The organism is Amycolatopsis mongoliensis (genome assembly GCF_030285665.1).
Taxonomy (GTDB): Bacteria; Actinomycetota; Actinomycetes; order Mycobacteriales; family Pseudonocardiaceae; genus Amycolatopsis; species Amycolatopsis mongoliensis.
This window is the reverse complement of record NZ_CP127295.1, coordinates 3,065,119-3,091,291: the sequence shown is the minus strand read 5'-3', so window position 1 is coordinate 3,091,291 and position 26,173 is coordinate 3,065,119. Positions and strand designations below refer to the sequence as shown.

Here is a 26,173-nt window from a genome sequence, read left to right as displayed (position 1 = left end):
GGACTGCGGTGGTGCTCACGGGCGAAGCTAGCTCCATGATCACGAACCACGGACCGAACGGCCGGACATCACGACCGCTTCTCAAGCTCCTCTACCCGCCGGCGGAGGTCGGCAACCTCGGCTCGGAGAGCGGCGACGTCATCGGCGGGCGCGCTCTCATCCGGGAGGCTCCGGACGAACGTGCCTCGCCCGGCAGCGGACTCGAGCACGCCGGCGTGCTGCAGCTCGCGGATGGCGTTGTGGACGGTCAGCTCGGCGACGTTGTACGTCCCGGCCAACGCCTTGAGCGACGGGATCTTCTCGCCGAGCGCGAACTCGCCGGCTCGGATGCGTCGGACCAGGTCATCCCTGATCTGTGCGCCTAGCGGCTGCGCTCCCTGCTGATCGATAGGCATCTCGCCAGGGTACGCAGAAAACCAACATCACCCTAATGCGCCACACGTGCGACCTTGACTTACCTGAACGCTATAGGGTGCACTAAGGCACAGCAAGGCACTCAACCGAAAGGCCCCTCATGAAGTCCGCGCACATCACCAACCGCGTTGTCCGTGCTGCTGTTGACGGCGTCTCCGCTGCTCACCAGCACTGCCCGGACGGCCTGGACGAGTCCGCCATCGACGCGCTGATCGCCCAGGTCGACCAGGAGTTGACCACCGCGACGGCGGTGGCGGAGACCCGCACCCGGCATGCGTTCACCGACCCACAGCACGCCCACCGCACTCGCCGGCGCACCAGCCGCGCAGCGCTGCGGGTCCTGCCGCTCCGGCTCGACACGGCCGAGAGCGGGGAGGCCGCATGACTGTCCGACTCGTCATCCCCGCGATTGGCCCCGACACGGCGGCTCACTCCGCCAAGAACGCGCACGCCGCGTCGGGTCTCGCCAACAACCACCACGCAGGTAGCTACTCGGAGAGGTCTCCCATGGTAAGCACCCTGACTCCCCGTGCGATCGAGCGTTTGGCGATCCGCCGGTTCACCGACACGGGCCGGTCGTGGGCCAAGGCCCCGGCCGCCACGCGCCGGACCTGGCTCGCGGAAGTCGAGCCGGTCATCCGCGCCGAACACGGCATCGCGCTCGACGCTGTCTGGCACGGCGGTGGCTGGCAGGCACCCGGCCAGACCGACCTGTTCGACGTGCCGGAGGTGGCCTGAGATGTCCACGCAGATGCTGATGGTCCTCGGTGGCCTCGCGCTGGTCGGCGTGTTCTCCGTGTGGCGCTCCGGCCGCAAATCCGCGATCCGGGCCCGGACGGGCGTCCGCGAGATCACCCGCATGACCGGCAACACGATCCGTCTGGTCCTGGCCACGGCGATCATCGCGTTCGTCCAGTGGCTGGTGATCGTGAAGATCCAGGACACCACCGCCACGTGGATCGCGCTGGTCGTCCCGGCGCTGTTGGCCGCCGCCACGATCGTGCGGCTGATGGCCATCACCGAAATCGTCCACACCACCCGGGGAGGCCGTCGATGACCACCACCGCACTCACCCCGACCGACGCCCGGCACCAGCCGCTGTCCGAAGCCGACAAGCTCGCGCAGGACGCCGCCACCGCCGCGCAGGTCCGGCGGCTGTCCAACCACCCCGACGTCGTTGCGCTGCGAGTGGAGAAGGTCCGCACCCAGATCGACGCGGTGATCTGGCTCGGGATCTTCCTCGGACTGGCCTTCACCATGGTCAACGTCCAGTCCTTCGCCGCCGCCGGCGCGGCCACCTGGTCGCTCGGCTGGCTGGCCGGATGGCTGCTCGACCCGATGGTCTCGCTGGTGCTCGTGGCGGTGCTGCGGGCGGAGCAGGTGACCGCTCGGTACCAGGTCGACACCGGCCGGTGGGCGCACCGCACGAAGTGGTTCGCATTCCTGGCCACCTACGTCATGAACACCTGGAAGTCCTGGACGCACCTGGACGTGGCCGGGGTGGTGCTGCACTCGGTTCCGCCGGTGCTGGTGTTCCTCGCCGCCGAGACCGCGCCGGTGCTGCGGGACAAGCTCACCGAAGCCGTCATGGCCGCCGCCGGCACCGCGTTCACCGGCCAGCCCACCGCCGACGCTCCGGCCGCCGCGCCCGCTCCGGTGGAGGACAGCGCGGGGGAGACGCCCACTCCGGTCGTCCGGCCGCGTCGCCGTCCGGCCCGCAAGCCCGCAGCCAAGCCCGCGCGGAAGCTGCGCGGGGACTACCTGGCCGACGCCCGCGCCGCGTGGGCACCGGGCATCGAGATCACCCCGGCCTGGGTCCGGTCCGTCTGCCCGGAGATCTCGCGCGGCACCAGCAAGAACGTCGCCGACGACCTGATCGCCGAAACCGCCCGCCCGGCCGTCGCGCCGGTGCCCGCCGACCAGCCCGTGACCGTCGACCAGGAGGAGGCCGCCTGATGTCCACCACCGCCGACCACACCCCCGAGTCCGTGAACGGACCCGACCCCGAAGGGCCCCTCTCCGTGAACAGCACGCCCGACCCGTCCACGAACACCCCGGCCGCCACGCCCGTGAACGCCACCAGCGACGACACCGCGAACACCGCCGTGACCCGGGGTGGGAACGTCGTCCCGATCCGCCCCGACACCGCCCGCACCCCCGAGGAAATCCCGGAGCAGGACCGGCCCGCCGCCGACGACGGCACGGTTGTACGGCTGGTCGACCCGCCGGCGACGAAGGCGACGTGGTGGGAGTCCGCCGGCAACGCCACCGCCCGGCCGCTGGTCGCGCGCTGGCTGACCTCCGCCGAAGAGTTCAAGTCGCGGGCCCGGTTCCTGGTCCGCTACGCCGCCCACACCACCGCGTTCCACGCGCTGCGGGTGCCGGTGTACGTGCCGACCGCGTTCCTGCGCTCGTTCGGCGCGACCGGCCGCCTGGTCGCCCGGCTGCGGGCGTGGGTGTACGACGCGGAGTCCCACCCGGTGCGCATGAACGCCCGCGACCGGTCCGACGCGGAGCTGTACATGAAGCTGCGCGAGATCCGCAACGAGACCGTGCGCCGCCGCATGGGACCGGTGATGTTCGCCGTGTGCGTGCTGCTGGCGATCGTGTACCTGTGCATCACGTTCGTCACGCCATTCTGGAACTGGACCGGCCTGGTCGTCGCGATGACGCTCGTGGGCTGGTGGGGCGCGCCGGCGGACAAGCCGGTCGCCGGCCGCGCGGTGGACTCGGTGAAGACACCCAAGCTGACGTCGTCGATGATCGAGGACGCGCTCTGCTCCCTGGGCATCGGTGGCCTGAACCAGGCTTACGCCAAGGGCAAGCGCATCGAGTTCCCGAACCCGATCGCCCGGGACGGCGACGGCTGGCGCGCTGATGTCGACCTGCCCTTGGGTGTCACGGCCGGCGACATCATCGCCAAGCGCGACGAGCTGTCCTCCGCGCTGCGCCGCCAGATCGGGTGCGTGTGGCCCGAGGGGGACGCGAAGGTCCACGAAGGACGGTTGGTGCTGTGGGTCGGCGACGTCGACATGTCCAAGGCCAAGCAGAAGCCGTGGCCGCTGGCCAAGCCAGGCGCGACGGTCGACCTGTTCACCGCGCAGCCGTTCGGGACCGACCAGCGCGGCCGCTGGGTGCCCATCACGCTGATGTTCGCGTCCATGGTGATCGGCGCGGTCCCGCGCATGGGCAAGACGGTCACGCTGCGGGAACTGCTGCTGATCGCCGCCCTGGACCCGCGCGCGGTGCTCTATGCCTACGACCTCAAGGGCACCGGCGACCTCTCGCCGCTGGGGCAGTGCGCGCACGGCTATGGCGTGGGCGATGACCCTGAGGACATCGAACGCATGGTGGTGGAGATGCGGGAGCTTCGCGAGGAGATGCGCCGCCGCACCAAGGTGATCCGCAACCTGCCGGAGTCGGTGTGCCCGGACAACAAGGTCACACCGGAGCTGGCCGCGCGCAAGGACTTGCGGCTCGCGCCGATCGTGGTGGGGGTGGATGAGTGCCAGGTGTGGTTCGAGCACCCCGAGCACGGTGAGGAGCTGGAGGAGATCTGCACTGACCTGGTCAAGCGCGGCCCCGCGTTGGGGATCACGTTGATCCTGGCCACGCAGCGTCCGGACGCGAAGTCGCTGCCTACGGGCATTTCTGCGAACGCCATCCTGCGGTTCTGCCTGAAGGTGATGGGGCAGCAGGCCAACGACATGGTTCTCGGCACCAGTCAGTACAAGTCCGGGGTGCGGGCCACGATGTTCGCCCGCTCCGACCGGGGCATCGGCTACCTCGCCGGCGAGGGTGACGACGCGCAGATCGTGCGCAGCGTCTACAAGGACGCCACCGACGCCAAGAAGATCGCCGCCGGTGCCCGGGCGCGGCGGGAAGCGCTGGGCAACATCACCGGCTACGCCGCCGGCGAGGCCGTCGACGTCGAGGCCGCGCGCCTGGACCCGCTGGCCGACACCATCGCCGTGTTCCAGCGCGGGGAGGACAAGCTCTGGTCCGACGCCATCGTGACCCGCCTGGCCGAGCTGCGGCCCGGCCAGTACCGGGGGTGGACCGCGCAGAACCTCGCCACCGCGCTCAAGCCGTATGGCGTGAAGCCCAAGCAGGTGTGGGACACGGACCCGGAGACGGGCAAGGGAGCCAACCGCAACGGCTACACCCGCGACGCCCTCACCACCGCCAAGAACAACCGAGCGTAACCAGTCGTGGAGGCTAGGGGCGGTGCGCGTCCTAGACCGGACCGCCCCTAGACCTAGACCCCTCCTCTAGACACTCGCAGCGGTCGTGACCAGCGCACTAGTGCCCTAGACCCACCTCGCTCCGACCTGCGGAAACACCCGGAAAACCAGGCTAGCGCCCTCGCCACCCGGCCCTAGCCCCGGCCGAACACGCCCACACACCGTCACCCCGTGTGACCGACGTGAGGACCCGCCTTGACCCCGCACACCACCGCCGCCGGCCCGACCATCCGGGTCACCATCCCGTTCGCCGAGTACCGCGCGCTGACCCTGGACGCCGCCGCCTGGCGCCTCCTCAACACCAGCCCGCACGTCGCCGAACTCCTCGCCGAATGGATCGAGTGGGACCGCCGCCGCACGCTGCGCGAGACCTCCCACGCCGTGTCGGCCGCCGCCGACTGGCGCGCGCTGGCCGCCGCGCCGACCTACGCCGAACTCGAACGCCGCCGCGCCGTCACCACTCGGCCCGCCCTGACGCCGCACCAGATCCGCGCACAAGCCGCCGCGTCCTGGGCGCGGGTCGACGCCTGGATCGCCACGCGAGAGGCCGCCTGATGACCACCACGACACCGAACGACGGGGGAGCACCGATGGGCACCTACGACATCGAACCGTCCACCCTGGACGGAGCCGCCCTGCTCGACTCGCTGCGGACCGCGCTCACTCGCTACGTGGCCCTGCCCAATCCCGAGACCGCCGACGCGATCGCCCTCTGGATCGCCGCCACCCACGCACAACCCGCGTGGGCGCACGCGCCCCGGCTCGTGATCCGCGCCCCGGAGAAGCGCTGCGGGAAATCCCGGCTGCTCGACATCGTCGAGGCCACCTGCCACAACCCGTTCATCACCGTCAACAGCAGCCCGGCCGCCGTCTACCGGTCGGTGTCCGAGGACCCGCCCACCTTGCTCGTTGACGAGGCGGACACCATCTTCGGGCCGAAGGCCGACGGGAACGAGGACCTGCGCGGGCTGCTCAATGCCGGGCACCAGCGCAACCGGCCGGCCAAGCGCTACGACGCCACCAACCAGCGCGTCGAGTCCATCCCCACGTTCGCCATGGCCGCCCTCGCCGGCATCGGCGCGATGCCGGACACCATCGAGGACCGCGCTGTCATCGCCCGGATGCGCCGCCGCGCGCCCGGGGAAACCGTGGCCCCGTACCGGCACCGCCGCGACCGGCCCGCCCTGCGGCTGCTCGCCGACAACCTGCACGCGTGGCTACGCGCCGACCTGTCCACATTGGAGACCGCCGAACCGGAGATGCCCGTGGAAGACCGCGCCGCCGACACCTGGGAACCCCTGATCGCCGTCGCCGACCACGCCGGAGGCACCTGGAGCGACCGCTCCCGGACCGCCGTGCTCGCCCTCACCGCTGCCGCCGACGAGGACAACGACAGCAACGACCGGCAACGTCTGCTCACCGACTGCCGCACCGCGTTCGGTGATGAACTCGCCCTGCCCACCGCCGAGCTGCTGCACCGGCTACGCGCGCTGGACGAGTCGCCGTGGCGCGAGTACGGCGCGACCGGGCTCACCGCCATGAAGCTCGGCAGTCTGCTCAAGGAGTACGGCATCCGCTCAGACACCATGCGGTTCCCCGGTGCCGGGCAGGCCAAGGGCTACCGCCGCGCCGACTTCGCCGACTCGTGGGAGCGCTACTGCGCCGATCCGCCGGCCAAACGCGACGGCGACGAGGCCACCGGAGGTGCGATCCCGCTCCGCCGGGCGCGGTCGGCCTGACACCGCCGGGCGGGGTAGCCGTACCAGCCGTACCAGCCTCATTTTCGCAGGTCAGCCCTGGTACGGCTTCCCCGCCTGGTACGGCTCAAGCCGTACCACCGTCACTGCCCTGGTACGGCTCAAGCCGTACCACGAATCCAAGCCGTACCGCACCTGACCAGGCAAAACGAGGCTGGTACGGCTGGTACGGCTACCCCCCTCAGCTCCGACAACCGACCACACCAAACCGAGGAGAGCTCATGCGCATCACCGCCACCCGCACCGCCACCCGAAGGGCTCACACCACCGATGGCTACCGCCAACGAACTCACCCAGCTTGCCGCCACCCTCGCGAAGCTCGCTGAATCCCTCGCCACGAGTGAAGACGAACCACCACCCGCGCCAGTCCGGCAAATGCCCGAACGCGTCCTGCTGACTGTCGAGGAAGCAGCGGAGCGGCTCGGAATCGGCCGAACCCTGGCCTTCCGTCTGGTCAAAACCGGTCAGCTCGAATCCGTACAGATCAGCCGCCTTCGCCGCGTCCCTGCCTCTGCCGTGCGCGAATTCGCAGAACGCCTCGTGACGGACGCCGCCGCCCAGAACTCAGCCGCCTGACCGAAGGGAATCAACATGCCTCGACGCAATCGCCCGGAAGGCACCCGCGCTCCCAACGGTGCCAGCAGCATCTACCTCGGCAATGACGGCTACTGGCACGGCCGCGTGACCGTTGGTGTGAAGGACAACGGGAGGCCCGACCGCCGGCACGTCCAAGCGAAGACGGAAGCGGAGGTGACGAAGAAGGTCCGCCAGCTCGAACGTGCCCGCGACGCCGGATCGCTTGAGAAGGCCGGGCCGGACTGGACAGTCGAACGGTGGTTGTTGCACTGGTTCGAGACCATCGCCCTGCCCTCGGTCCGGTACAAGACACAGACCTACTACCGGACGGCAATCAGCAAGTACCTGATTCCCGGAATCGGCGCACACAAGCTCAAGAGGCTTGAGTCGGAACACATCGAGAAGTTGTACGCACGACTGCGGAAGGAAGGTGCCAAGTCGGCCACCCTGCAACAGGTTCACATCACGCTGCGCGCCGCGCTGAACGAAGCGGATCGACGAGACCGCCTCGGCAAGAACCCCATCAGCGCCGTCAGGTCTCCCAAGATCGACGAAACCGAAATCGACCCACTCACCGTCGCCGACGCGAAGGCGATCTTCGCGTCGACGCGGACGCTGCGGAACGGTGCGCGCTGGGCCGTCGCGCTCGCGCTCGGACTGAGGCAGGGCGAGGCCCTTGGCTTGAAGTGGACCGATCTTCAGGTCGAGTGGCACCACGGATGCCCGGAGCCGGGTTGCGGCGCGCGCACAGCCCAAGACTGCCCGAGCGCGCATGTCACCGGACTGCTGGTCGTCCGCCGTGCCCTTCAGCGCCAAACCTGGCAGCACGGTTGCGGCGAACGACCGTGCGGCCGCAAGCGCGGCGCTGACTGCCCCCAGCGTCACAGCGGCGGGCTTGTGGTGGTCGAGCCGAAGTCCCGCGCCGGCCGGCGCGTTGTCAGCGTGCCACCGCCGCTCGTGTTGGCTCTGCTCGCGCACAGGGAGCAACAGGAGGCTGAACGGCGGATCGCGGCCGACCTGTGGCACGACGGGCAGTGGGTCTTCGCGCAGCCCACCGGCAAGCCCACCGACCCGCGGGCGGACTACGGCGAGTGGAAAGCCGTCCTCAAGGCCGCCGGCGTTCGGGAAGCGCGCCTGCACGACGCTCGCCACACCGCAGCGACGTTCCTGCTCGTGCTCGGAATCGGTGAGCGGGCCGTCATGGACGTGATGGGCTGGTCCAAGATCACGATGGCTCAGCGCTACCAACACGTGCCTGACGAGGTCCGGCGCGGTATCGCCACGCAGCTCGGTGGGCTGCTCTGGCAGGCACCAGGAGACGACGACGGAGAGCCGCCGGCGGCCGCGCTCGTACCCGCGTAGAGCACCGAATGAGACTGGAACTGAGACGGAACGAGACCAGGGAGTCTTCCGAAAACGGAGACTCCCTGGTCAGAGATGAGCCGCCAAGGGGGCTCGAACCCCTGACCTTCTGTTTACAAGACAGATGCTCTACCAGCTGAGCTATAGCGGCCTGGCGCCCGAGCGCCGCACCCAGTGTATCGGGCGCCGCGCAAGATCCTCCCGAGAGGCATGATCCCCAGCTCCGGGCCACTATGGAACTACGTGGTGCACGCCACTGCAACGGTGGGCACACCCGCGTCGATGGTCCGAGGAGAGAGTAGAGCGAGGAGGTGGATCTTGAAGATCAACGAGCGCACCAACGGGGGCACCACGACCAGATGGCCCCTCCTCGAACCTCCCGAGCAGAAGCCCAGGGCCCACCGTCCCAACCTCCTCCGCCGCCGCCCCTGGCACGTTCTCGAAGCACCCACCGGTGAGTTCCCCGCCGTCGACGCCGACGAGGCCATGGGGCCTCAGCTGCCCGACGAGGCCACCGTCAACTTCGTGCTCGACCTCTCCCTGCGCATCGGCGAGGTCCAGATGGCCAGCGGCGCCGGTGCCTCCGACGTCACCGCGACGATCATCGCCATCGCCGGCGCTCTCGGGCTGCCGCACTGCGAGGTCGACGTCATCTTCACCTCGATCACCGTCACCTGCCACCGGGGCAGTGACCTCTCGCCCGTCACCGCGCTGCGCGTCGTGCGGAGCCGGAGCCTCGACTACACCCGGCTGACCGAGACCGAGAAGCTCATCCGGCAGATCGTGCGCGGCAACATGGGCGCCGAGCAGGCGCAGACCGAGCTCGAACGGATCACGCAGGCGCCGCACCCCTACCCGCGCTGGGTCGCGACGCTGTCCTGGGGCGGGGTCGCCGCCTTCATCACCATCCTGCTCGGCGGTGGCCTCGACATCGCGCTCGTCGCGTTCGTCATCAGCGCTGTCATCGACCGGATCGGGCGGCTCGTCAACCGCTACGGGCTGCCCTTCTTCTTCCAGCAGGTCATCGGCGGGCTGGTCGCGACGCTGTCGGCGATGGCCATCGTGAGCAGCAACCTCCTGACCACGAACAAACCGACGCTCGTCGTCGCGGCCGCGGTCACCGTGCTGCTGTCCGGGCTCTCCACCGTCTCCGCGGTCCAGGACGCCATCACCGGCTACAACGTCACCGCCGCCGGCCGGACCATGGAGACCGTGCTGATGTCGGCCGGCCTGATCTCCGGGGTCGTGCTGGCCCTGCGGATCGCCGTCATGCTCGGCCTGCCCCGCACGCCGTTGCCCGAGGTCAGCGGGTCGACGCCGCAGCAGCTGCCGCTCGTCGTGCTCGGCGGGGCCGGCGCCGCCGCGTGCTTCGCGCTCGCGAGCTACTCCAAGATGCGGGCCATGCTGGTCGCCGCGGCCGCCGGGGCCATCGGCGCCGCGGTCTACGGCGGCCTCATGCTGGCCCGGCTCGACGGCGTCAGCTCGTCCGCGATCGCCGCGACGCTCGTCGGTTTCTGCGGTGGCGTGCTCGCCCGGCGGCTCGGCGTTACTCCACTGGTGGTCGCCGTGTCCGGGATCACTCCGCTGCTTCCGGGCCTTTCGACCTACCGTGGTCTGTATCAGATCGGGGTCGAGCCCAGTGGCGACATCTCGACGCTCATGACGGCCGTCGCAATCGGGCTTGCGCTGGCAGCGGGCGTGGTACTCGGGGAATGGCTCGCCCAGCCGGTACGGACCGGCCTGGGCAGGCTCGAGCGGCGGTTCGCCGGACCACGCATGGCTGGTCCGCTCGAAGCGGCTGATCGACGCTTGGAGTAACCCGATGGTCACTGACTGTTCATCGCTCACGCGATAGGGTTTCACTCTGGGGCCGCGACCCAGGACGCGAGGAGCAGCAGACGTGACTGAACAGGAGCACGGGAACCAGGCCGACTTCGTCGTGGTGGCGAACCGGCTACCGGTCGACCTCGAACGCACCACCGACGGCGAGCGCCGCTGGACGGCCAGCCCGGGCGGGCTCGTCTCCGCGCTGGAGCCGTTCCTGCGGTCGAGGAAGGGCGCCTGGGTCGGCTGGCCGGGCATCCCGGACGTCGACGTGGACGAGTTCGACGACGACGGCCTCGTGCTGCACCCCGTCTCGCTGAGCGCCGACGAGGTCCGCGACTACTACGAGGGCTTCTCCAACGCGACGCTGTGGCCGCTCTACCACGACGTCGTCGAGCGCCCGGTGTTCGACCGGGTGTGGTGGAACAGCTACGTCAAGGTCAACCGCCGCTTCGCCCACGCCAGCGCCGAGGTCGCCGCCCCGGGCGCGACCGTCTGGATCCAGGACTACCAGCTCCAGCTGGTACCGGCGATGCTGCGCGAGCTCAGACCGGACCTGCGCATCGGCTTCTTCCTGCACATCCCCTTCCCGCCGGTCGAGCTGTTCATGCAGATGCCGTGGCGCGCCGCGATCATCCGCGGCCTCACCGGCGCCGACCTCGTCGGCTTCCACCGCCCCGGCGGGGCGCAGAACTTCCTCTGGCTGTGCCGCCAGCTGATCGGCCTCGAGTCGACGCGCGGCGCGGTCGGCGTCCGGTCGCGGCCGGGCACCATGCAGGTCGGCGACCGGACCGTCCGGGTCGGCGCCTTCCCCATCTCCATCGACGCCGCCGGGCTCGACACCCTCGCCCGCACGAAGGGCGTCCAGGAGCGCGCCGCGCAGCTGCGGCGCGACCTCGGCAACCCCAAGACGGTCCTGCTGGGCGTCGACCGCCTCGACTACACCAAGGGCATCGACCTGCGTCTCCAGGCGCTCCACGAGCTGCTGCACGAGGGCAGGCTGCAGCCGGACGACGTCACGTTCGTCCAGCTCGCCACCCCCAGCCGCGAGCGCGTGGAGCACTACCAGCGGATGCGCGGCGAGATCGAGCAGATGGTCGGGCGGATCAACGGCGAGTTCGCCCGCGTCGGCCACCCCGTCGTCCACTACCTGCACCAGTCGGTCGACCGCACCGAGCTGGCCGCCTTCTTCGCCGCCGCGGACGTCATGGTGGTGACGCCGCTGCGTGACGGGATGAACCTCGTCTGCAAGGAGTACGTCGCCGCCCGGCACGACCTCGGGGGCGCGCTGGTGCTGTCCGAGTTCGCCGGCGCGGCCGCCGAGCTCTCTAGCGCATTCCTCGTGAACCCTCACGACCTGGACGGGGTGAAGGACGCTTTGGTAGCTGCCATTACGCTCGACCCGGCTGAGGGCCGTCGCCGGATGCGCGCCATGCGTCGCCAGGTCCTCACTCATGACGTCGATCGATGGGCGCGCTCGTTCCTCCAAGCATTGGGTGCCGAAGCGGTCGACTGACATAGTCTTTGACCATGCACGAGCTCCTGAGGAGGAGTGTTGACTGCCGAGGCCCTGCCCGCCGAGCTGCGGCGCGCGATCGTCCAGATCGCCCGCACGCCGCGTCTGCTGGTTGCCTGCGATTACGACGGCACGCTGGCACCCATCACGCTCAACCCGGACGAGGCACGCCCGCTGCCCGAGTCCGTCGGGGCCCTCAGATCGCTCGCCGGTCTGCACGAGACCACCACCGCGGTCATCTCCGGCCGCGCCCTGCGTGACCTCGCGACGCTCTCGCGGCTGCCTTCCGAGGTGAACCTCGTCGGCAGCCACGGCTCGGAGTTCGACATCGGCTTCATCCACGCCCTCGACGAGAAGGCGCGGGAGCTGCACCGGCGGCTGGAGACCGAGCTCGAGCAACTCGTGCTGGACGTGCCGGGGGTGTCCCTCGAGGTCAAGCCGGCCAGCATCGCGGTGCACGTGCGCCGCGCCGAGCACGAGGCCGGGCGCCGCGTGCTCGCGGCCGTCCACTCCGGACCGTCCACTTGGGAGGGCGTGTCGACCACCGACGGCAAGGAGGTGGTCGAGCTCGCGGTCGTCCAGACGGACAAGGGGCGCGCGCTCGACATCCTGCGCCACCAGGTCGGCGCCACCGCGGCGATCTTCCTCGGCGACGACGTCACCGACGAGAAGGCCTTCGCCCGCCTGTCCGGCCCGGACCTGGGCATCAAGGTCGGCGACGGCGAGACGCTCGCCGGTTTCCACGTGCCCGACACCGTCGACGTCGCGCTGGTCCTCGGCTTCCTGCTGGAGGAGCGGCGCAACTGGCTCTACGGCGAGTCGGCCCCGCCCATCGAGCGGCTGTCGATGCTGGCCAACGAGCGCTCGGTCGCGCTGCTGACGCCGGACGCCAAGCTGACCTGGCTCTGCCACCCCGGCCCGGACGCGCCCGCGGTGTTCGCCGACCTGCTCGGCGGCGAAGGGGCCGGCCACTTCTCCATCAAGCCGCACCGCAACGGCCTCCCGCTCGGCCAGCGCTACCTGCCGAACACGATGACGGTCGAGACGCGCTGGTCGCGCCTGCTCGTCACCGACTACCTCGAGCCGGAGAGCCCGCAGCACCGGACGGACCTGGTCCGCGTCATCTCCGGCGAGGCGGTGGCGAGCGTCAAGTTCGCGCCGCGCCCCGAGTTCGGCGGCGTGCCGGTGAAGCTGGAGATCACCGAGGGTGGCCTGCGGGTGCTCGGCACGTCGGAGCCGTTCGTGCTCTACTCGCCGGGCGTCGAGTGGACCATCACCTCCGACGGCCTGCACGACACCGCGACCGCGCTGGTCCAGCCGACGCCGACCCAGCCGGTCGTGCTGGAGCTGCGCTGCGGCACCACGGACCTGGGCGACCACGAACTGTCCGAAGTGGAACGCCGCGACCGCGCGGGCCGCTACTGGAGCGAGTGGACGTCGAAGCTGCAGCTGCCGAAGGTGCAGACCGACCTGGTGCTGCGCTCGGCGCTGACCCTGCGCGGGCTGGTCAACACCGACACCGGCGGCGTGCTCGCCGCGGCGACGTCGTCGCTGCCGGAGGAGATCGGCGGCGTCCGCAACTGGGACTACCGCTACTGCTGGATCCGCGACGCCGCGATGACCGTGCGGGAGCTCGTGCACCTGGGCTCGCTCGAGGAGGCCGAGGGCTACCTGAAGTGGCTGCACGGCGTGCTCGCCACGCTGGCCGGCCCGGAACGGCTGCACCCGCTGTACACCTTGGCGGGCAGCGTCATCGGTGCCGAAGCGGTCATCGAGTCGCTGCCCGGTTATGCCGGGTCTCGCCCGGTTCGCGTCGGCAACCTGGCCAACCACCAGGTGCAGCTGGACGTCTTCGGCCCGGTCGTCGAGCTGGTCGGCACGCTGGCCGCGGCGCGCAGCGACCTGCGTGACGAGGACTGGCAGCTGGTCCGCGCGATGGCGGAAGCCGTGACGCGGCGCTGGAACGAGCCGGACCACGGGATCTGGGAGGAGCGGCACGTGCCGCGCCACCGGGTCTACTCCCGCGTCATGTGCTGGGTGACCATCGACCGCGCGATCAAGCTCGGCGAGCAGTACGGCCGGGGCGTGCCGGGCGCGTGGCCGACCCTGCGCGACGAGATCAAGCACGACGTGCTCGAACACGGCTGGAACGACGAGGTCCAGGCGTTCACCACGGCCTACGACGGCACGGACCTGGACGCGGCGTCGCTGTTCGTCGGGCTCACCGGGCTGATCGACCCGGCCGACGAGCGCTTCCAGCAGACGGTGACCGCGATCGAGGCGGAGCTGCGCAGTGGGTCCACTGTGTACCGCTACCGCCGCGACGACGGCCTGCCCGGCGGCGAGGGTGGCTTCCACATCTGCGCGGCGTGGCTGATCGAGGCGTACCTGCTCACCGGGCGGCGCACCGAGGCGCAGGAGCTGTTCGACCAGATCGTCGCGGCCGCCGGCCCGACGGGGTTGCTGCCCGAGCAGTACGACCCCATCGCCGAACGGTCCCTCGGCAATCATCCGCAGGCCTATTCGCACATCGGGCTGATCCGGTGCGCCAACTTGCTGGCGGCCAGTTAGCCCTTTCGGTCCGAACTGCCGTCAAGGCCACCGTGCGGGCGTCGGACGCCCGTAAGGTGGCCTTGACGGCGTTCGGAGGTGGTGATGCAGGGGACGTTCGGACAGGTCGAGTTCGTGCCGCTGCCGCCCCGGTTCGCCGAGCGGGTGCGCTGGGGTTCGGTGGTCGTCGGCTGCTCGATGATCGCCGGGATGGTGCTGCTGTTCGGGCTCACGACGTTCCTGCAGGGCATCGTCCACGGCCACGCCTTCCCGGACGCGCTGGTCGGCAAGGCCGCCACGGTGCTGCCGCCGCTGGGCGTGCTGGCGATCGCGGTGCTGGTGCTCTCGTCCCGCCGGTGCCTGCGCGGTGACTACCTGGTGGTCGCGATCGCCGCGTCGGCCCGCAACGCGCTCGTGTTCACGTACGTGCTGACGCTCGTGCTGATCGCCGGTTCGTTCGCGGTGCCGATCGTGTTCCGGGTGTGGCGCGACGCCTCGGAGTTCCAGGCGCCGGACCTGCTCACGACGTTCTCGACGCTCGCCTTCGCCACCCTGGGTTTCCTGGCGGGGGTGTTCTACGTGCGGCCGTCGATGCAGACGCTCCGGAAGTTCAGCGATCACCCGATCTGGTGAGGAAAGCCGACCAGGCGGCGGCGCTCAGGTGGAGTTCGCCCGCGGGCGCCTTGGAATCCCGCACGGCCACCGGTGCGCCGAAGGCCACCTCGACGCAGTCACTGCCTTGGCCACTGGTGCTGTAGCTGCTCTTGAACCACCGCGCGTCTACAGTGGACACCGCAGCCTCCCGATCACAGCCGTTCGATCAACGCGATCGAATCCTCCGTGTCCAGGGCCCGATCGGCGAAATCCTTGAAGGCCAGCTTAGCAGCGGAAACCTCCGCCTCCTTCTCAACGTGAACCGACCCGAAGATGTGCTCGACGTAGGCGACATCGGGTTCCTCTGAGTCCTCGAAGCTCGCGATGATCAGGTTGCCGTTCCGCCCGTCGTAGGCGCCGACATCTTCCGGCACCACCTGCAGAGTCACGTTCGGCAGCCGCGCCCGATCAGCCAGGTGCCGCAACTGCTCTTCCTGCTCCCGCCGCCCGAGGATCGGCTTCCGGAGGGCGTGCTCGTCGATGATGGCGTGGTACTTGAGGATGGGCTCGTCGGTGAGCCTCAACTGCCGCAACAGCCGCACGGTGACCTCGTTCTCCAGCACCTTCGGCTTCAGCTGCTTCCGGCCCGCGGCGAAGACCTCGCGCATGTACGCCTCGGTCTGCAGCAGTCCCGGGATGTAGCCGAACTGGAAGACCTTGACCTTGCTCGCCTCGGCCTCGATCGGCAGGAACCCGCGGTTGCCCACGCCGTAGTGGTGCCACCAGCCCTTCTCCTTGGCGCGGTCGTAGGCGGAGATGTACTCGTCCCAGTCCGAGACGACCACGTTGTACCGGTCCAGCAGCGCCCGGAAGTCGTGGTAGGGCGGGAGGTAGCCCATCTCGATCCGGGACATCTTGCTCGTCGACATGCGCAGCGGCGCGCCGGCTTCGTCCTGGGTCATGCCGAGCCGTTCGCGCATCCGCTTCAGCTGGCGCCCCATCTGCCGGGCGGGCAGGTTGGGCTCACCCACCGCGTCTCACCCCTCGGAACCACATGAGCACGGATAGTAAGACGCGGGTCCGGCAGTCCGGGAATCCCACGTGCACAGATTTCTTTGCATAATTTCCTTTGCACGGCTACCTTGGGGTCATGACCAGCGCTCCACCACCGGAAGAGCTCGACCCGGACGCCCTCAAGGCCGTCACGCACCCGCTGCGCCGCCGGATACTCGGCGTGTTGTCGGCCGGGCCGGCGACAGCCACGAAGCTCGCCCGAACCCTGGGCGAGAACACCGGCGCGACCAGCTACCACCTGCGGGAGCTGGCGCGGTTCGGGTTCGTCGAGGACGTCCCGGAGCTCGCGCGGGGCAAAGAACGGTGGTGGCGGACCCGGCCGCGGGACATCCGCTGGCCGCGCCGCAGCGAGCAGAGCGCCGAATCCCGGGTGCTGTTCGACGACATGCAGCGCCAGGGGTTCGAGGAGGACCTCGAAAAGCTCAACCGGTTCGCGGAAAAGCGCGACGAGCTGCCCGGCGACTGGCCGGACTCGCTGCTCTACGCGCGCGGCGGCACCTGGCTCACCGCCGAGGAGCTGCACCGGTTCTGGAACGACTACATGGAGCTGTTCCGCCGGTACTGGCGGGCCGAGGAAGACCGGTCACCGGAAGCGCGGCGCGTGCTCGTGCGCTGGCTCGCGTTCCCGGATCCAGGGGAATGACCATGACAGGGGAATCCACATGCGAAGAGGGGCTCTACTACTGGCCGGGGTGATCCTGGCGGTCACGGCGGGGGCGCCACCGGCATCGGCGGCGGACAGCTCGGACGTGACGTTCACGAACGGCGGGGTGACGTTGCACGGCACCGTCGTCGCACCGCCCGGCGGCACGAAACTGCCGGGCCTGGTGATGGTCCACGGCTCGGGGGCGCACAGCCGGGAGGACTACCGCGACCAGGCGGAAGTCTTTGCGCGGGAAGGCATCGCGACCCTCATCTACGACAAGCGCACCGAAGGCTACTCCCAGTTCTCGCGGTCGTACTCGACCCTGGCCGACGACGCTCTGGCAGCGGTCGAAGCGTTGCGCAAGCGACCGGAAGTCGATCCGTCCCGGGTCGGTGTCTGGGGGCTGAGCGAGGGCGGCTGGGTCGCGCCGCTGGCGGCTTCCCGGTCGGCCGACGTCGCTTTCGTCGTGACGCTGGGGGCGAACGGCGTCGAGCCGTCGCGGCAGCAGGCGTGGGCGATCGAGAACCAGTTGCGGCGCCTGGGAATGGACGGGTCGATGGTGCGGATGGCGTCGTCGACGATGATGCGTCAGCTCGTCGGCAGCGGGGTCTTCCCGGAGGCGCACTACGACCCGGTGCCGGTGCTGAAGAGCCTGCGCCGGCCGGTGCTCGGGCTGTGGGGCGCGAAGGACGTGCTGACACCGCCGGGAGAAGCCGTCCGGATCTTCCGGGAGTCGGTGGCGCACCCCACGTTGCGGGTCTTCCCGGACGCGCAGCACCAGCTGCGCCGCACCACGGACGGCTACGACAAGCTGCCCGGCTACGCGCCGGGCTACCTGGAGCTGGTGGGCACGTGGGTGCACGCCCTGCCCGCTGGGCCGAGCGCCGACGCGGCACCGGCGCAGGACCGGCCGAGCACCGCCGTGGCCCCGCTCGCCTGGTACGAGCCGCCTTGGCTCCAGCTCGCCGTGCTGCTCTTCCTGCTGGTGGCGTTCGCTTTCTACCCGCTGTTCCGGCGCGGCCCGGCGGCCGCTTCGGCACGCTGGCTGAGCGCGACCGGGCTGCTCGCGGTGGCGGGCTTCCTGGCGTTCGACGTGCTGATCCAGGTGACGATGGGCCGGAACCTGGGCCCGGTGCTCGCGGGACGGCCACTGCCGTGGCTGGCGCTGCAGCTGCTGTCACTGGGCGCGGTGACCGCCACCATCGGCACGGCGGTGGCGTGGTGGCGGCACCGCACCCCGCGGCTGGCGGTGTCGCTGGCCGGCGGCGTGGTGTTCGTCCCCTGGGCGGTCTACTGGGGACTGCTGAACATCTGAGTCCCGGGTCTGCCGCAGCTGGTCGTGAGTGAGAAACAGTGTTCTAACCCTGTTTCTCACTCACGACCTCTAGGCGGCGTAGCCCTTCGGCGGGATCAGCGTCGCGAGCTGGTCGAAGCTCAGCCAGTAGATCTGGTTCCCGCCGAAGCTCGCCGGGTCGGCGATCTTGACCGTCCGGTCGGAGCTGTCGTACCCGATCACCGTGAAGTAGTGGTAGATCGTGTAGTTCGGGTAGCCCGGCGGGTGGTTGTTCGCGGGGGCGACGATGTTGGCGACGATCGCGTAGCCGTTGTTGATGTCGAGCACGATGTCGTTCCACAGCAGGTCGCGCTGGGCCTGCGTCGGCGGGTCGTTCGGCATCTCCTTGGTCTCGTACCAGGACGTGCCGAGGTCGGCGTTGAGGACACCGGTGACCTGGCCGACCCAGTCGGTGCCGTTGGTGGTCGTGCCGAGCTGGGACGCGAGCGTGCCCTGGCTCGGCAGGTTCCCGGTCCGCGCGGACATGGCGATCCGCGTGGCCGCCGGGCCGCACCAGTACCCGGTCTCCTGGACCTGGTACTGGATGTTGAGCACGGCTTCGGTGGTGGCCGACGCCACCGCGGGCAGGCCGACGAGCCCCATGGCGGCGACGAGCGTGACGAATCCCAGCCGGAATCTGCGCATGACGATCCTTCCCCAGTTTTGACGTCGGTTGGCCAACGCCTCACCGAGGGATGATCCCGGCAGAATCCACCCGCCGTCTCCCACTCCGCCCCGGATGGATCACGACGAAGGTAGGTTCGCCCGTGAACGCTCGCGGGGGCTGCGGGCAACTGGGGGCATGCAGGTGATCCACGAGGGATCGGAGATCTGGGGGCACGACCGCCCGGACCTGGGCGGAACCGAGCCCGGGCCGGCGTTCGGGCAGCTCTTCGACGCCCACGCCGCGGCGCTGCGCCGGTACCTCGCCCGCCGGGTCGGCGCCGAACCGGCGAACGACCTCGTCGCCGAGACGTTCCTCGTGGCGTTGCGGCGCCGCGAGAGCTACCGGCCGGAGCTCGGTACGGCCAGGTCGTGGCTCTACGGCATCGCGACCAACCTGCTGCGCCACCACATCCGCTCCGAACTGCGCGGCCTGCAGGCCACCGCGCGGCTCGCCCGCACCGGCGACACCAGCCACGGGGGCCACGACGGCCGCGTCGCCGAGCAGGTCGACGCCCAGGTGCGCGCCGCGCAGCTCGCCGGCGCGCTGGCCGAGCTCAGCCCCGCCGACCGCGACACGCTGCTGCTCGTGTCGTGGGCCGGGCTGGAACCGGGCGAGGTCGCGGAGGCGCTGGGCATCCCGCCCGGTACCGTCCGGTCCCGGCTGCACCGGATCAGACGCTGGCTCAGGACGAACGCCCCGGCTCAGGAGGAGGTGCAGGACCTTGCGTGAAGACAACGTCCGGAAGATCTGGTCCGACGCCGAACTCGACGCGGCGCTGTCGGACCTGCACGGCGACGTCGGCGAGGACGACGGGCTGGCCTTCGCCCGCGCGTCCCTGATGGCGGCCGCCGGTGTTCCGGCACCGCCGCCCGAGCGGCGTCGCTCCGGGACCTGGCGGTGGATCGCGGTGGCGGCGGCGGTCGTCACGCTGGTGGGCGGGCTCGCCATCGTGACCTCGCTGAGGACTCCGGCCCCGGAGCAGGCCCGGCCGGCGGGGACGCCCCTGGACATCGACCGCGCGCTCACGCCGGGCGAGTTCCACTACGCGCAGAAGCTCACCTGGCTGCCGGGACTGCTCTACAACCGGCCGGTCATGATCCAGCAGTCGGTCGAGCAGTGGATCCCGGCCGACCCCACCGGTGTCTGGCACCGGCGCACGAGGTGGACCGGCGCCGTGCGGGGGCTCGACGAATCGTCGAAGGTCCAGGTGAACCTGCAGCCCTTCGACGAGTACGGCCCGGCCGGCCGGTTCGCGAGCGGCGGACCGGACCTGGGCGGGCAGGTCAGCCCGAGGTGGAACACACCGTTCCAGAACTGGCTGACCCCGGACGCGGACTTCGTGGCCTCGCTCACCCCCGACCGGGCGAAGCTGCTCGAGCGCTTGAACTTCGACACGATCGACCAGAGCGGCAGCGGGAAAGCGCACACCCCCACCCAAGCGCTCACCATGGTGCGGAACGCACTGGAGACGGGCCTGGTCCGCAAGGACGTCCGGTTCGCACTGCGCGACGCGTTCAGCGACGTCAGCGGCGCGTTCGTGACGCCGGGACACACCCTGGACGGCCGGCCCGCCACCGTCCTGATCACGAAGGACACCGACCAGCGCCTGTTCCTCGACCCCACCACGGCTCAGCTGCTTGCCTGGGACGAACACACCGGGTTCACCCCGACGCCCGACCGCAGCAACGAGGTGCCCCGAAGCACGACGCTCCCCCCGCCGATCGGCAGCTCGGGACCACCGACGACCACGAAGACCACACCCGAGAGCCCGGCCGGGCCACTGCCGACGAAGGACCTGCAGACGACCTACTCGTTCGCGATCACCCGGACCTCCGGGTGATCAGCGGGCGTGGCTGGCCGCGTTCAGCGCGTCGGCGACGTTCGCCACCTCCAGGACCCGGATCCCCGCCGGCGGCTTCCCGGAGTCCGGGGGCACCAGCGCGTGCGTGAACCCCAGCCGGGCCGCCTCCGCCAGGCGGCGGCCCACGCTCGGCACCCGGCGGATCTCGCCCGCCAGCCCCACCTCGCCCACCGACACCAGCCGCGGCGACAACGCGACGTCGCCGAACGACGACGTCAGGGCGAGCACCAGGGCCAGGTCGATCCCCGGCTCGGTGATCTTCATGCCGCCGACCGTCGCCGTGTAGACGTCCTTGTCGCCGAGCTTCAGGCCGCCGCGCTTCTCCAGCACCGCCAGCACCATCGCCACCCGCGCCGAGTCGAGGCCGCTGACCGCGCGGCGCGGCTGGGGAGCCGACGTCGACGACACCAGCGCCTGGACCTCGCCCAGCAGCGGCCGCTTGCCCTCCATCGACACCGTGATCGCCGTGCCCGGCACCGGCTCCGCCGTCTGGCTGATGAACAGCCCCGACGGGTCCGGCACCCCGACGATGCCTTCCTCCTGCAGCTCGAAGCAGCCGATCTCGTCGGACGCGCCGAACCGGTTCTTGATGCCGCGGAGCATCCGCAGTGTCGAATGCTTGTCGCCCTCGAACTGCAGCACCACGTCCACCAGGTGCTCCAGCACGCGCGGGCCGGCCACCGAACCGTCCTTCGTGACGTGGCCCACCAGCACCACCGGCAGCCCGCGCTCCTTGGCCACCGCGACCAGCCCGGACGTCACCGCGCGGACCTGGGTCACCCCGCCCGGTGAGCCTTCGACCTGCGGGGACGCCATCGTCTGCACCGAGTCGACGATCAGCACGCCCGGCTTGACGTCGTCGATGTGCCCGAGGATGGCCGAAAGGTCGCTCTCGGCGGCCAGGTACATGCGGTCGTGGACGTTGCCCGTTCGCTCGGCGCGCAACCGGACCTGGCCCGCGGACTCCTCGCCCGTGACGTACAGGGACCGGTCGGCCGTCTTCGCCCACTGGTAGGCGACTTCGAGCAGCAGAGTCGACTTGCCGACGCCCGGCTCACCCGCGAGCAGCACGACCGCGCCCGGCACCAGGCCACCGCCCAGCACCCGGTCGAGCTCCGAGACGCCGGTGCGGCGGGCCCGCGCCGTTTCGACGTCGACCTCGCCGATCGGCCGCGCGGGCGCGCTCGGTGCCCCGGCGGCGACGCGCTGGATGGCCGGCCTGGCCGGCACCCCGCGCTCCTCCAGGGAGCCCCATTCCTGGCACTCCGGACACCGGCCCAGCCACTTCGCCGCTTCGTACCCACAGCTCGCGCAGCGGTAGGTGGTCCCTTTCTTCACCACGCGAGGCTAGCGGCGACCACCGACAAAACCGGGGACCTACTCCTTGACGTGCGCCGGAGCCGCGACGGGCAGCTCGACGGTGACCGGTCCGGCGTTCTTGAAGACGAACGTGACCTTGATGGTCTGGCCCGGCCAGAGCGGCTGCTTCAGCGCGGACAGCGTCACGGTGGCCTTGCCGACGATCGCGGGAGCCGCGGTCGGCGTCGCGCTGGAGGACGGCGCCCCCGACGAGGAAGACGAAGTCGCGGTGCCCGTGGAGCTGGTGCCGGTCGACGAGGTCGGAGCCCCCGAGGACGACGTCGGCGCGCCCGAAGACGACGTCGGCGCGCCCGAGGATGTGGGCTGCGCCTCAGTGGTGGACTCGACCGCGTCGTCCGGGCCGATCACCAGGGAGTGCCCGGCGACGATGTCCTTGGAGCCGCCGACGGTCGCCTGGCCGCCGTCCACGGTCGTCACCGAGACGAGCGAGTCGTCCTGGGTGCCCTGGTTCACGATGGTCAGCGTCAGCGCCGGGGTCGCACCGACGGCGTAGCCCGGGCCGGACGGCGGGTACTGCACCGCGGCGTTGCGCAGGACAATGGTCTTGACCTGGGCATACGTACCGTTGACCGCGGGCTGCTGCGAGTCGGTCTGGGTGATCTGGCCGGCCCCGCACCCGGCGAGCGCGAGCGCGGCACCGAGCGCCAGCACGCCCGCGCCGAGCACGCGACGATTCTGCAGCCTCACGTCGCAGTCCTTCCCTTTTCACGGCCTCGTCCCCGCGAAGACTAGCCGGGCGCGATCTCCGGCACCGAACCGGTCCGCGTTGCGCCCAAGATCAACCGTCCACAAAGGATTTCCCTTTGCCCGGTGGAACCCGTCCCGGTCACCTGCATGAGCACGGGGGTCGGACGTTTGTCAACCCCCGCCCAGGCCGCTGACCTGCGAGGACGAGTCCGGCCCGCTAGGTGGGCACTGGCGGACCGTGATAGGATGGAGTCAGCGAAAGGGGCAGAGGACACATGGTTTTCAAGGTCGGAGAGACCGTCGTCTACCCGCACCACGGTGCCGCACTCATCGAAGCCATCGAGACCCGCGTGATCAAGGGCGAGGAAAAGAAGTACCTCGTCCTCAAGGTCGCGCAAGGGGATCTCACGGTTCGCGTGCCCGCTGACAACGCCGAGATCGTAGGCGTGCGCGATGTCGTCGGGCAAGAAGGACTGGACAAGGTCTTCGACGTTCTGCGTGCTCCGCACACCGAGGAGCCAACCAACTGGTCTCGTCGGTACAAGGCCAACCTCGAGAAGCTCGCCTCCGGCGATGTGAACAAGGTGGCCGAAGTGGTGCGCGACCTCTGGCGGCGAGAGAAGGACCGCGGGCTTTCGGCGGGCGAGAAGCGGATGCTCGCCAAGGCGCGGCAAATTCTGGTCAGCGAGCTCGCGCTCGCGGAGGGCACCGACGAGGACAAGGCTGAAGTCCTCCTCGACGAAGTTCTGGAAACCGCGACGGTCTGAGAATCTTGTTCCGGTCAGGACGGCGCCACGGACCGCAGGTGGCCTGCCTGCGGTGACTTTGCGCCGGCCGACGGCTGAATAAGATTCTCCACGCCCAGGGCGTCCTGCTCGACGGGCGGGCGGGTGCCTCTACGATCGCGAACCGATGAACGTCGTCGTGATCGTGACCGTCGCACATCATGCCTCCGACGGGGAGCTTGCTCTCACGCCGGTCCATGGTGAGGCGCTACTCACGCACACCGTGCGGGGGCTGCTCGGCGTACCGGAGATCGATCTGGTGCTCGTGGCGGCCCCCCAGCGGTGTGCGCAGTCGTTTTCGGAGGCCCTCAGCGGCCTCCCGTGCCGGGTCGTCCCCGGCTCGCTCCGGCAGGCGTTCGCCGCCGTCGAGCCCGATCTTCCCCGTGACTCAGTTGTACTCCTCCATGACGCCTTGCGGGCCTTCATTCCTGCGGAAACCGTGCGTGGCGTCATCAACGCGGTCGGTGACGCCGAGATCGTCGTCCCGGTGCTGCCGATGGCGGACACGGTGAAGGTGACCGACGCTTCGTTCATCGTCGGCACCGAGGACCGGAACCGGTTGCGCACGGCCCAGACCCCGATCGGCTACACGCTTTCGGCCTTCCGGTCGGCCGAGCCGTGGGACGTCACCGGCGCGGCGACGGTGCCCGGGCACCCGGACGCGATGCGCGTCACGACCGATTTCGAACTTTCCCTGGCCGAGGCGATCGCGGCGGCACCGAAGAACGAGGAGACGCTGTGAGGATCGGCAACGGGGTCGACGTCCACCCGGTCGAAGCGGGCCGCGAGTGCTGGATGGCCGGCCTGCTCTGGCCGGGCGTGGACGGCTGCGCGGGCCACTCGGACGGCGACGTGGCAGCGCACGCGCTGTGCGACGCCCTGCTGTCGGCGGCGGGCCTGGGCGACCTGGGCGCGGTGTTCGGCACGGGCGACCCCCGCATGGACGGCGCCCACGGCGCGGACATGCTCGCCGAGGTCCGCGCCCTGATCGCGGCGGCGGGCTGGCGGGTCGGGAACGCGTCGGTCCAGATCGTGGGCAACGCGCCCCGGGTGGGGAAGCGGCGCGAGGAGGCGCAGAAGGTGCTGTCGGAGGCGGTGGGCGGCCCGGTGAGCGTCTCCGGAACGACCTCGGACGGCCTGGGCCTGACGGGCCGAGGCGAGGGAATCGCAGCCTTCGCCACAGCCCTCCTGCTGACCGCGGAATAGCCCCCTCACGCTGTTGTCACCTTGCCAGCGCCCCAATGTGGCGTTCGGTGCGTCAGACGCACCCAATGTGGCGTTCGGTGCGTCCCACGCACCCAATGCCACATTGGGGCGTTCGGGGCCCGGCCGCCGGAATAGCTTCGCGCCGGTGCCGGTTCGGCGTGATATGGCCCTCACGCTCCCGGACGACGTCCGCGCGCTGATCGACGGGAAGAACTTCGCCACCGTCGCCACCCTCGATCCCGACGGCGGCCCGCAGACCTCGGACGTCTGGGTCGGGCTCGACGACGGCGACCTCGTCTTCAGCGCGACCGAGGACCGCCGGAAGGTCCGCAACCTGCGCCGCGACCCCCGCGTGAGCGTCTCGATCATCGACGCCGCCGACCCGTACCGGCACACCCAGCTGCGCGGGCGGGTCACCATCGAGCCCGACCCCGGCAAGACCCTCCCGAAGACCCTCAGCCACAAGTACCTCGCCCAGGACCCGCCGCCGGAAGGCCCCGAGGCCGAGCGCGTGCTGGTCCGCCTGCACGTCGAGAAGATCGCGGGCAACGTCAAATAGGGTCCCGGCCATGGGTGTGACATTCAACGAGGCCACCAAGGCCCTGCTCGACGGCCGCAACTACCCGGTCGTGGCCACCACCAACGCCGACGGCTCGCCCCAGAGCTCCGTCGTCTGGGCGCGCCGCGACGGCGACACCGTGGTCTTCGTGACCGTCCGGGGCCGGCGCAAGGAACGCAACATCCGCCGCGACCCGCGCGTCTCGCTCTCCGTCTTCGACCTGGCCGATCCGGAGAACTACGTCGAGATCCGCGGCCGCGCCGAGGTCACCGTCGAAGGCGGCCGCGACCTGAACGACGAGCTGGCCCGCAAGTACCTCGGCACGGTCTTCCCGCCCGAGCCGGCCGACATCGTGCGCGTGCTCGTGCGCGTCGTCCCCGAACACATCACAGGGCATTCGGCCTGATGGTCCCGTTAGGCTGGAAACCATGACGATCAGGGCCGTTTTGTTCGACTTCTCCGGCACGCTCTTCCGGCTCGAGCAGGACGAGTCGTGGCTCACCGAGCTGACCGACCACGACGGCACGCCGCTCGACATCGAGGCGCAGGCCGAGCTGATGCGCCGGATGACCGCGCCGGTCGGGCAGGTCGTCGAACTGGACGCCGAGCACGTGCACGCCTGGCAGCACCGCGACCGCGATCCCGGGCTGCACCGGAAGGTGTACCTGGAGGTGCTCAAGAAGTCGGGCGTCCCGCACTTCGACCAGGCCGAAGCCCTCTACAACCGGCTCATCGATCCCAGCCAGTGGACGCCGTACCCGGACACCGAAGCCGCGCTGAAGGCCGCCGCCGAGCGGGGGCTCAAGGTGGGCGTGCTGAGCAACATCGCCTTCGACATCCGGCCGGCCTTCACCGCCCGCGGGTGGGACGCCTACGTCGACGAGTTCGTGCTGTCCTTCGAGGTCGGCGCCATCAAGCCGGAGCTGGAGATCTTCCGCAAGGCCGTGCGGTCGCTCGACGTCCCGGCGACCGAGACGCTGATGGTCGGCGACAGCGAAGAGGCCGACGGCGGCGCCCGCGCGCTCGGCTGCGAGTTCGCGCTGGTCGACCCGCTGCCCACCGCCGAACGGCCGGACGCCCTGCTCACGGCGTTGCGCGGGTTCGGCGTGGCCTGAGGGGCTGCGACGGGGCTCACGCC

29 protein-coding genes and 1 tRNA gene are annotated in these 26,173 nt (G+C 70.3%); 23 read left to right on the top strand and 7 right to left on the bottom strand.

Annotated features, from left to right (window positions below; genetic code table 11):
• Nucleotides 1-68: 68 nt before the first annotated feature.
• Nucleotides 69-395, bottom strand: a complete 327-nt coding sequence (locus QRX60_RS15115; RefSeq protein WP_286001402.1) for a GntR family transcriptional regulator — start codon at nucleotides 393-395, stop codon at nucleotides 69-71.
• A gap of 119 nt (nucleotides 396-514) precedes the next feature.
• Here QRX60_RS15115 and QRX60_RS15110 point away from each other — a divergent pair, with 119 nt between their 5' ends.
• The 9 genes from QRX60_RS15110 (at nucleotide 515) to QRX60_RS15070 (ending at nucleotide 8,353) form a co-directional block, all read left to right on the top strand.
• Nucleotides 515-799, top strand: coding sequence for a hypothetical protein (locus QRX60_RS15110; RefSeq protein WP_286001401.1), 285 nt, complete (start codon nucleotides 515-517; stop codon nucleotides 797-799).
• Nucleotides 796-1,152, top strand: a complete 357-nt coding sequence (locus QRX60_RS15105) for a hypothetical protein (RefSeq protein WP_286001400.1) — start codon at nucleotides 796-798, stop codon at nucleotides 1,150-1,152. Before QRX60_RS15110 ends, QRX60_RS15105 begins: the two co-directional genes overlap by 4 nt.
• Nucleotide 1,153: 1 nt before the next feature.
• Nucleotides 1,154-1,471 (top strand): hypothetical protein, encoded by a 318-nt coding sequence (locus QRX60_RS15100; protein ID WP_286001399.1) that lies wholly within the window; start codon nucleotides 1,154-1,156, stop codon nucleotides 1,469-1,471.
• Nucleotides 1,468-2,370 carry a hypothetical protein gene (locus tag QRX60_RS15095; RefSeq protein ID WP_286001398.1) on the top strand — a complete coding sequence of 301 codons (903 nt, stop codon included), beginning with the start codon at nucleotides 1,468-1,470 and terminating at the stop codon, nucleotides 2,368-2,370. Before QRX60_RS15100 ends, QRX60_RS15095 begins: the two co-directional genes overlap by 4 nt.
• Nucleotides 2,370-4,619, top strand: a complete 2,250-nt coding sequence (locus tag QRX60_RS15090; protein ID WP_286001397.1) for an FtsK/SpoIIIE domain-containing protein — start codon at nucleotides 2,370-2,372, stop codon at nucleotides 4,617-4,619. Before QRX60_RS15095 ends, QRX60_RS15090 begins: the two co-directional genes overlap by 1 nt.
• A 234-nt stretch (nucleotides 4,620-4,853) precedes the next feature.
• On the top strand, nucleotides 4,854-5,213 hold the full coding sequence (locus tag QRX60_RS15085) for a hypothetical protein (protein ID WP_286001396.1): 360 nt from the start codon (nucleotides 4,854-4,856) through the stop codon (nucleotides 5,211-5,213).
• Between the two features lie 35 nt (nucleotides 5,214-5,248).
• Nucleotides 5,249-6,397 (top strand): DUF3631 domain-containing protein, encoded by a 1,149-nt coding sequence (locus QRX60_RS15080; protein WP_286001395.1) that lies wholly within the window; start codon nucleotides 5,249-5,251, stop codon nucleotides 6,395-6,397.
• 288 nt (nucleotides 6,398-6,685) lie between these two features.
• Nucleotides 6,686-6,991 carry a helix-turn-helix domain-containing protein gene (locus QRX60_RS15075; RefSeq protein WP_286001394.1) on the top strand — a complete coding sequence of 102 codons (306 nt, stop codon included), beginning with the start codon at nucleotides 6,686-6,688 and terminating at the stop codon, nucleotides 6,989-6,991.
• A gap of 15 nt (nucleotides 6,992-7,006) precedes the next feature.
• Entirely contained in the window at nucleotides 7,007-8,353 is a 1,347-nt protein-coding gene (locus QRX60_RS15070) for a tyrosine-type recombinase/integrase (protein WP_286001393.1), read from the top strand.
• A gap of 78 nt (nucleotides 8,354-8,431) precedes the next feature.
• Here QRX60_RS15070 and QRX60_RS15065 read toward each other — a convergent pair.
• Nucleotides 8,432-8,504: transfer RNA gene (locus QRX60_RS15065), tRNA-Thr, on the bottom strand.
• A gap of 167 nt (nucleotides 8,505-8,671) precedes the next feature.
• Here QRX60_RS15065 and QRX60_RS15060 point away from each other — a divergent pair.
• From QRX60_RS15060 to QRX60_RS15045, 4 genes are all read left to right on the top strand, one after another.
• Nucleotides 8,672-10,171: a threonine/serine exporter family protein gene (locus QRX60_RS15060; RefSeq protein ID WP_286001392.1), complete on the top strand. Its 1,500-nt coding sequence runs from the start codon at nucleotides 8,672-8,674 to the stop codon at nucleotides 10,169-10,171.
• An 82-nt stretch (nucleotides 10,172-10,253) separates the two neighbouring features.
• Nucleotides 10,254-11,693: an alpha,alpha-trehalose-phosphate synthase (UDP-forming) gene (locus tag QRX60_RS15055; RefSeq protein WP_286001391.1), complete on the top strand. Its 1,440-nt coding sequence runs from the start codon at nucleotides 10,254-10,256 to the stop codon at nucleotides 11,691-11,693.
• Nucleotides 11,694-11,732: 39 nt separating this feature from the next.
• Nucleotides 11,733-14,264, top strand: coding sequence for a trehalose-phosphatase (gene otsB, locus QRX60_RS15050; protein WP_456298888.1), 2,532 nt, complete (start codon nucleotides 11,733-11,735; stop codon nucleotides 14,262-14,264).
• An 84-nt stretch (nucleotides 14,265-14,348) separates the two neighbouring features.
• Nucleotides 14,349-14,876 (top strand): hypothetical protein, encoded by a 528-nt coding sequence (locus QRX60_RS15045; RefSeq protein WP_286001389.1) that lies wholly within the window; start codon nucleotides 14,349-14,351, stop codon nucleotides 14,874-14,876.
• On the opposite strand, the gene QRX60_RS15040 is transcribed toward QRX60_RS15045, so the two are convergent.
• Together QRX60_RS15040 and QRX60_RS15035 are read right to left on the bottom strand one after the other, a co-directional pair.
• Complete coding sequence (locus tag QRX60_RS15040) at nucleotides 14,854-15,036, bottom strand: DUF397 domain-containing protein (RefSeq protein WP_286001388.1); 183 nt, start codon at nucleotides 15,034-15,036, stop codon at nucleotides 14,854-14,856. The two genes, QRX60_RS15045 and QRX60_RS15040, sit on opposite strands and share 23 nt — an antisense overlap.
• A 13-nt stretch (nucleotides 15,037-15,049) precedes the next feature.
• On the bottom strand, nucleotides 15,050-15,868 hold the full coding sequence (locus QRX60_RS15035; protein WP_286001387.1) for a helix-turn-helix domain-containing protein: 819 nt from the start codon (nucleotides 15,866-15,868) through the stop codon (nucleotides 15,050-15,052).
• Between the two features lie 119 nt (nucleotides 15,869-15,987).
• On the opposite strand from QRX60_RS15035, the gene QRX60_RS15030 reads away from it, so the two are divergent.
• A complete protein-coding gene (locus QRX60_RS15030; protein WP_286001386.1) occupies nucleotides 15,988-16,554 on the top strand; it encodes an ArsR/SmtB family transcription factor in 567 nt (188 codons plus the stop codon).
• 49 nt (nucleotides 16,555-16,603) lie between these two features.
• Nucleotides 16,604-17,872: an alpha/beta hydrolase family protein gene (locus QRX60_RS15025; protein ID WP_286003602.1), complete on the top strand. Its 1,269-nt coding sequence runs from the start codon at nucleotides 16,604-16,606 to the stop codon at nucleotides 17,870-17,872.
• A 69-nt stretch (nucleotides 17,873-17,941) separates the two neighbouring features.
• Here the strand turns inward: QRX60_RS15025 and QRX60_RS15020 are convergent, their stop codons facing one another.
• Nucleotides 17,942-18,535 carry a C39 family peptidase gene (locus tag QRX60_RS15020; protein WP_286001385.1) on the bottom strand — a complete coding sequence of 198 codons (594 nt, stop codon included), beginning with the start codon at nucleotides 18,533-18,535 and terminating at the stop codon, nucleotides 17,942-17,944.
• 157 nt (nucleotides 18,536-18,692) lie between these two features.
• Here QRX60_RS15020 and QRX60_RS15015 point away from each other — a divergent pair, with 157 nt between their 5' ends.
• Nucleotides 18,693-19,286, top strand: coding sequence for an RNA polymerase sigma factor (locus tag QRX60_RS15015; protein ID WP_286001384.1), 594 nt, complete (start codon nucleotides 18,693-18,695; stop codon nucleotides 19,284-19,286).
• Entirely contained in the window at nucleotides 19,279-20,397 is a 1,119-nt protein-coding gene (locus QRX60_RS15010; protein ID WP_286001383.1) for a hypothetical protein, read from the top strand. Before QRX60_RS15015 ends, QRX60_RS15010 begins: the two co-directional genes overlap by 8 nt.
• Here QRX60_RS15010 and radA read toward each other — a convergent pair whose 3' ends face one another.
• Together radA and QRX60_RS15000 are read right to left on the bottom strand one after the other, a co-directional pair.
• Nucleotides 20,398-21,759, bottom strand: a complete 1,362-nt coding sequence (gene radA, locus QRX60_RS15005) for a DNA repair protein RadA (protein WP_286001382.1) — start codon at nucleotides 21,757-21,759, stop codon at nucleotides 20,398-20,400.
• Between the two features lie 36 nt (nucleotides 21,760-21,795).
• Nucleotides 21,796-22,485 carry a copper chaperone PCu(A)C gene (locus tag QRX60_RS15000; RefSeq protein ID WP_286001381.1) on the bottom strand — a complete coding sequence of 230 codons (690 nt, stop codon included), beginning with the start codon at nucleotides 22,483-22,485 and terminating at the stop codon, nucleotides 21,796-21,798.
• A 275-nt stretch (nucleotides 22,486-22,760) separates the two neighbouring features.
• Here QRX60_RS15000 and QRX60_RS14995 point away from each other — a divergent pair, with 275 nt between their 5' ends.
• The 6 genes from QRX60_RS14995 (at nucleotide 22,761) to QRX60_RS14970 (ending at nucleotide 26,150) form a co-directional block, all read left to right on the top strand.
• Nucleotides 22,761-23,252 carry a CarD family transcriptional regulator gene (locus QRX60_RS14995; protein WP_004559016.1) on the top strand — a complete coding sequence of 164 codons (492 nt, stop codon included), beginning with the start codon at nucleotides 22,761-22,763 and terminating at the stop codon, nucleotides 23,250-23,252.
• A gap of 145 nt (nucleotides 23,253-23,397) precedes the next feature.
• The gene (locus QRX60_RS14990; protein ID WP_286001380.1) at nucleotides 23,398-24,012 is read left to right on the top strand and encodes an IspD/TarI family cytidylyltransferase; all 615 of its coding nucleotides are present in this window, start codon (nucleotides 23,398-23,400) and stop codon (nucleotides 24,010-24,012) included.
• The gene (gene ispF / locus QRX60_RS14985) at nucleotides 24,009-24,476 is read left to right on the top strand and encodes a 2-C-methyl-D-erythritol 2,4-cyclodiphosphate synthase (RefSeq protein WP_286001379.1); all 468 of its coding nucleotides are present in this window, start codon (nucleotides 24,009-24,011) and stop codon (nucleotides 24,474-24,476) included. Before QRX60_RS14990 ends, ispF begins: the two co-directional genes overlap by 4 nt.
• Nucleotides 24,477-24,639: 163 nt before the next feature.
• The gene (locus QRX60_RS14980) at nucleotides 24,640-25,035 is read left to right on the top strand and encodes a PPOX class F420-dependent oxidoreductase (protein ID WP_332845857.1); all 396 of its coding nucleotides are present in this window, start codon (nucleotides 24,640-24,642) and stop codon (nucleotides 25,033-25,035) included.
• Nucleotides 25,036-25,045: 10 nt separating this feature from the next.
• Entirely contained in the window at nucleotides 25,046-25,441 is a 396-nt protein-coding gene (locus QRX60_RS14975) for a PPOX class F420-dependent oxidoreductase (protein ID WP_286001377.1), read from the top strand.
• Nucleotides 25,442-25,463: 22 nt separating this feature from the next.
• On the top strand, nucleotides 25,464-26,150 hold the full coding sequence (locus QRX60_RS14970; RefSeq protein WP_286001376.1) for an HAD family hydrolase: 687 nt from the start codon (nucleotides 25,464-25,466) through the stop codon (nucleotides 26,148-26,150).
• Nucleotides 26,151-26,173: the final 23 nt, after the last annotated feature.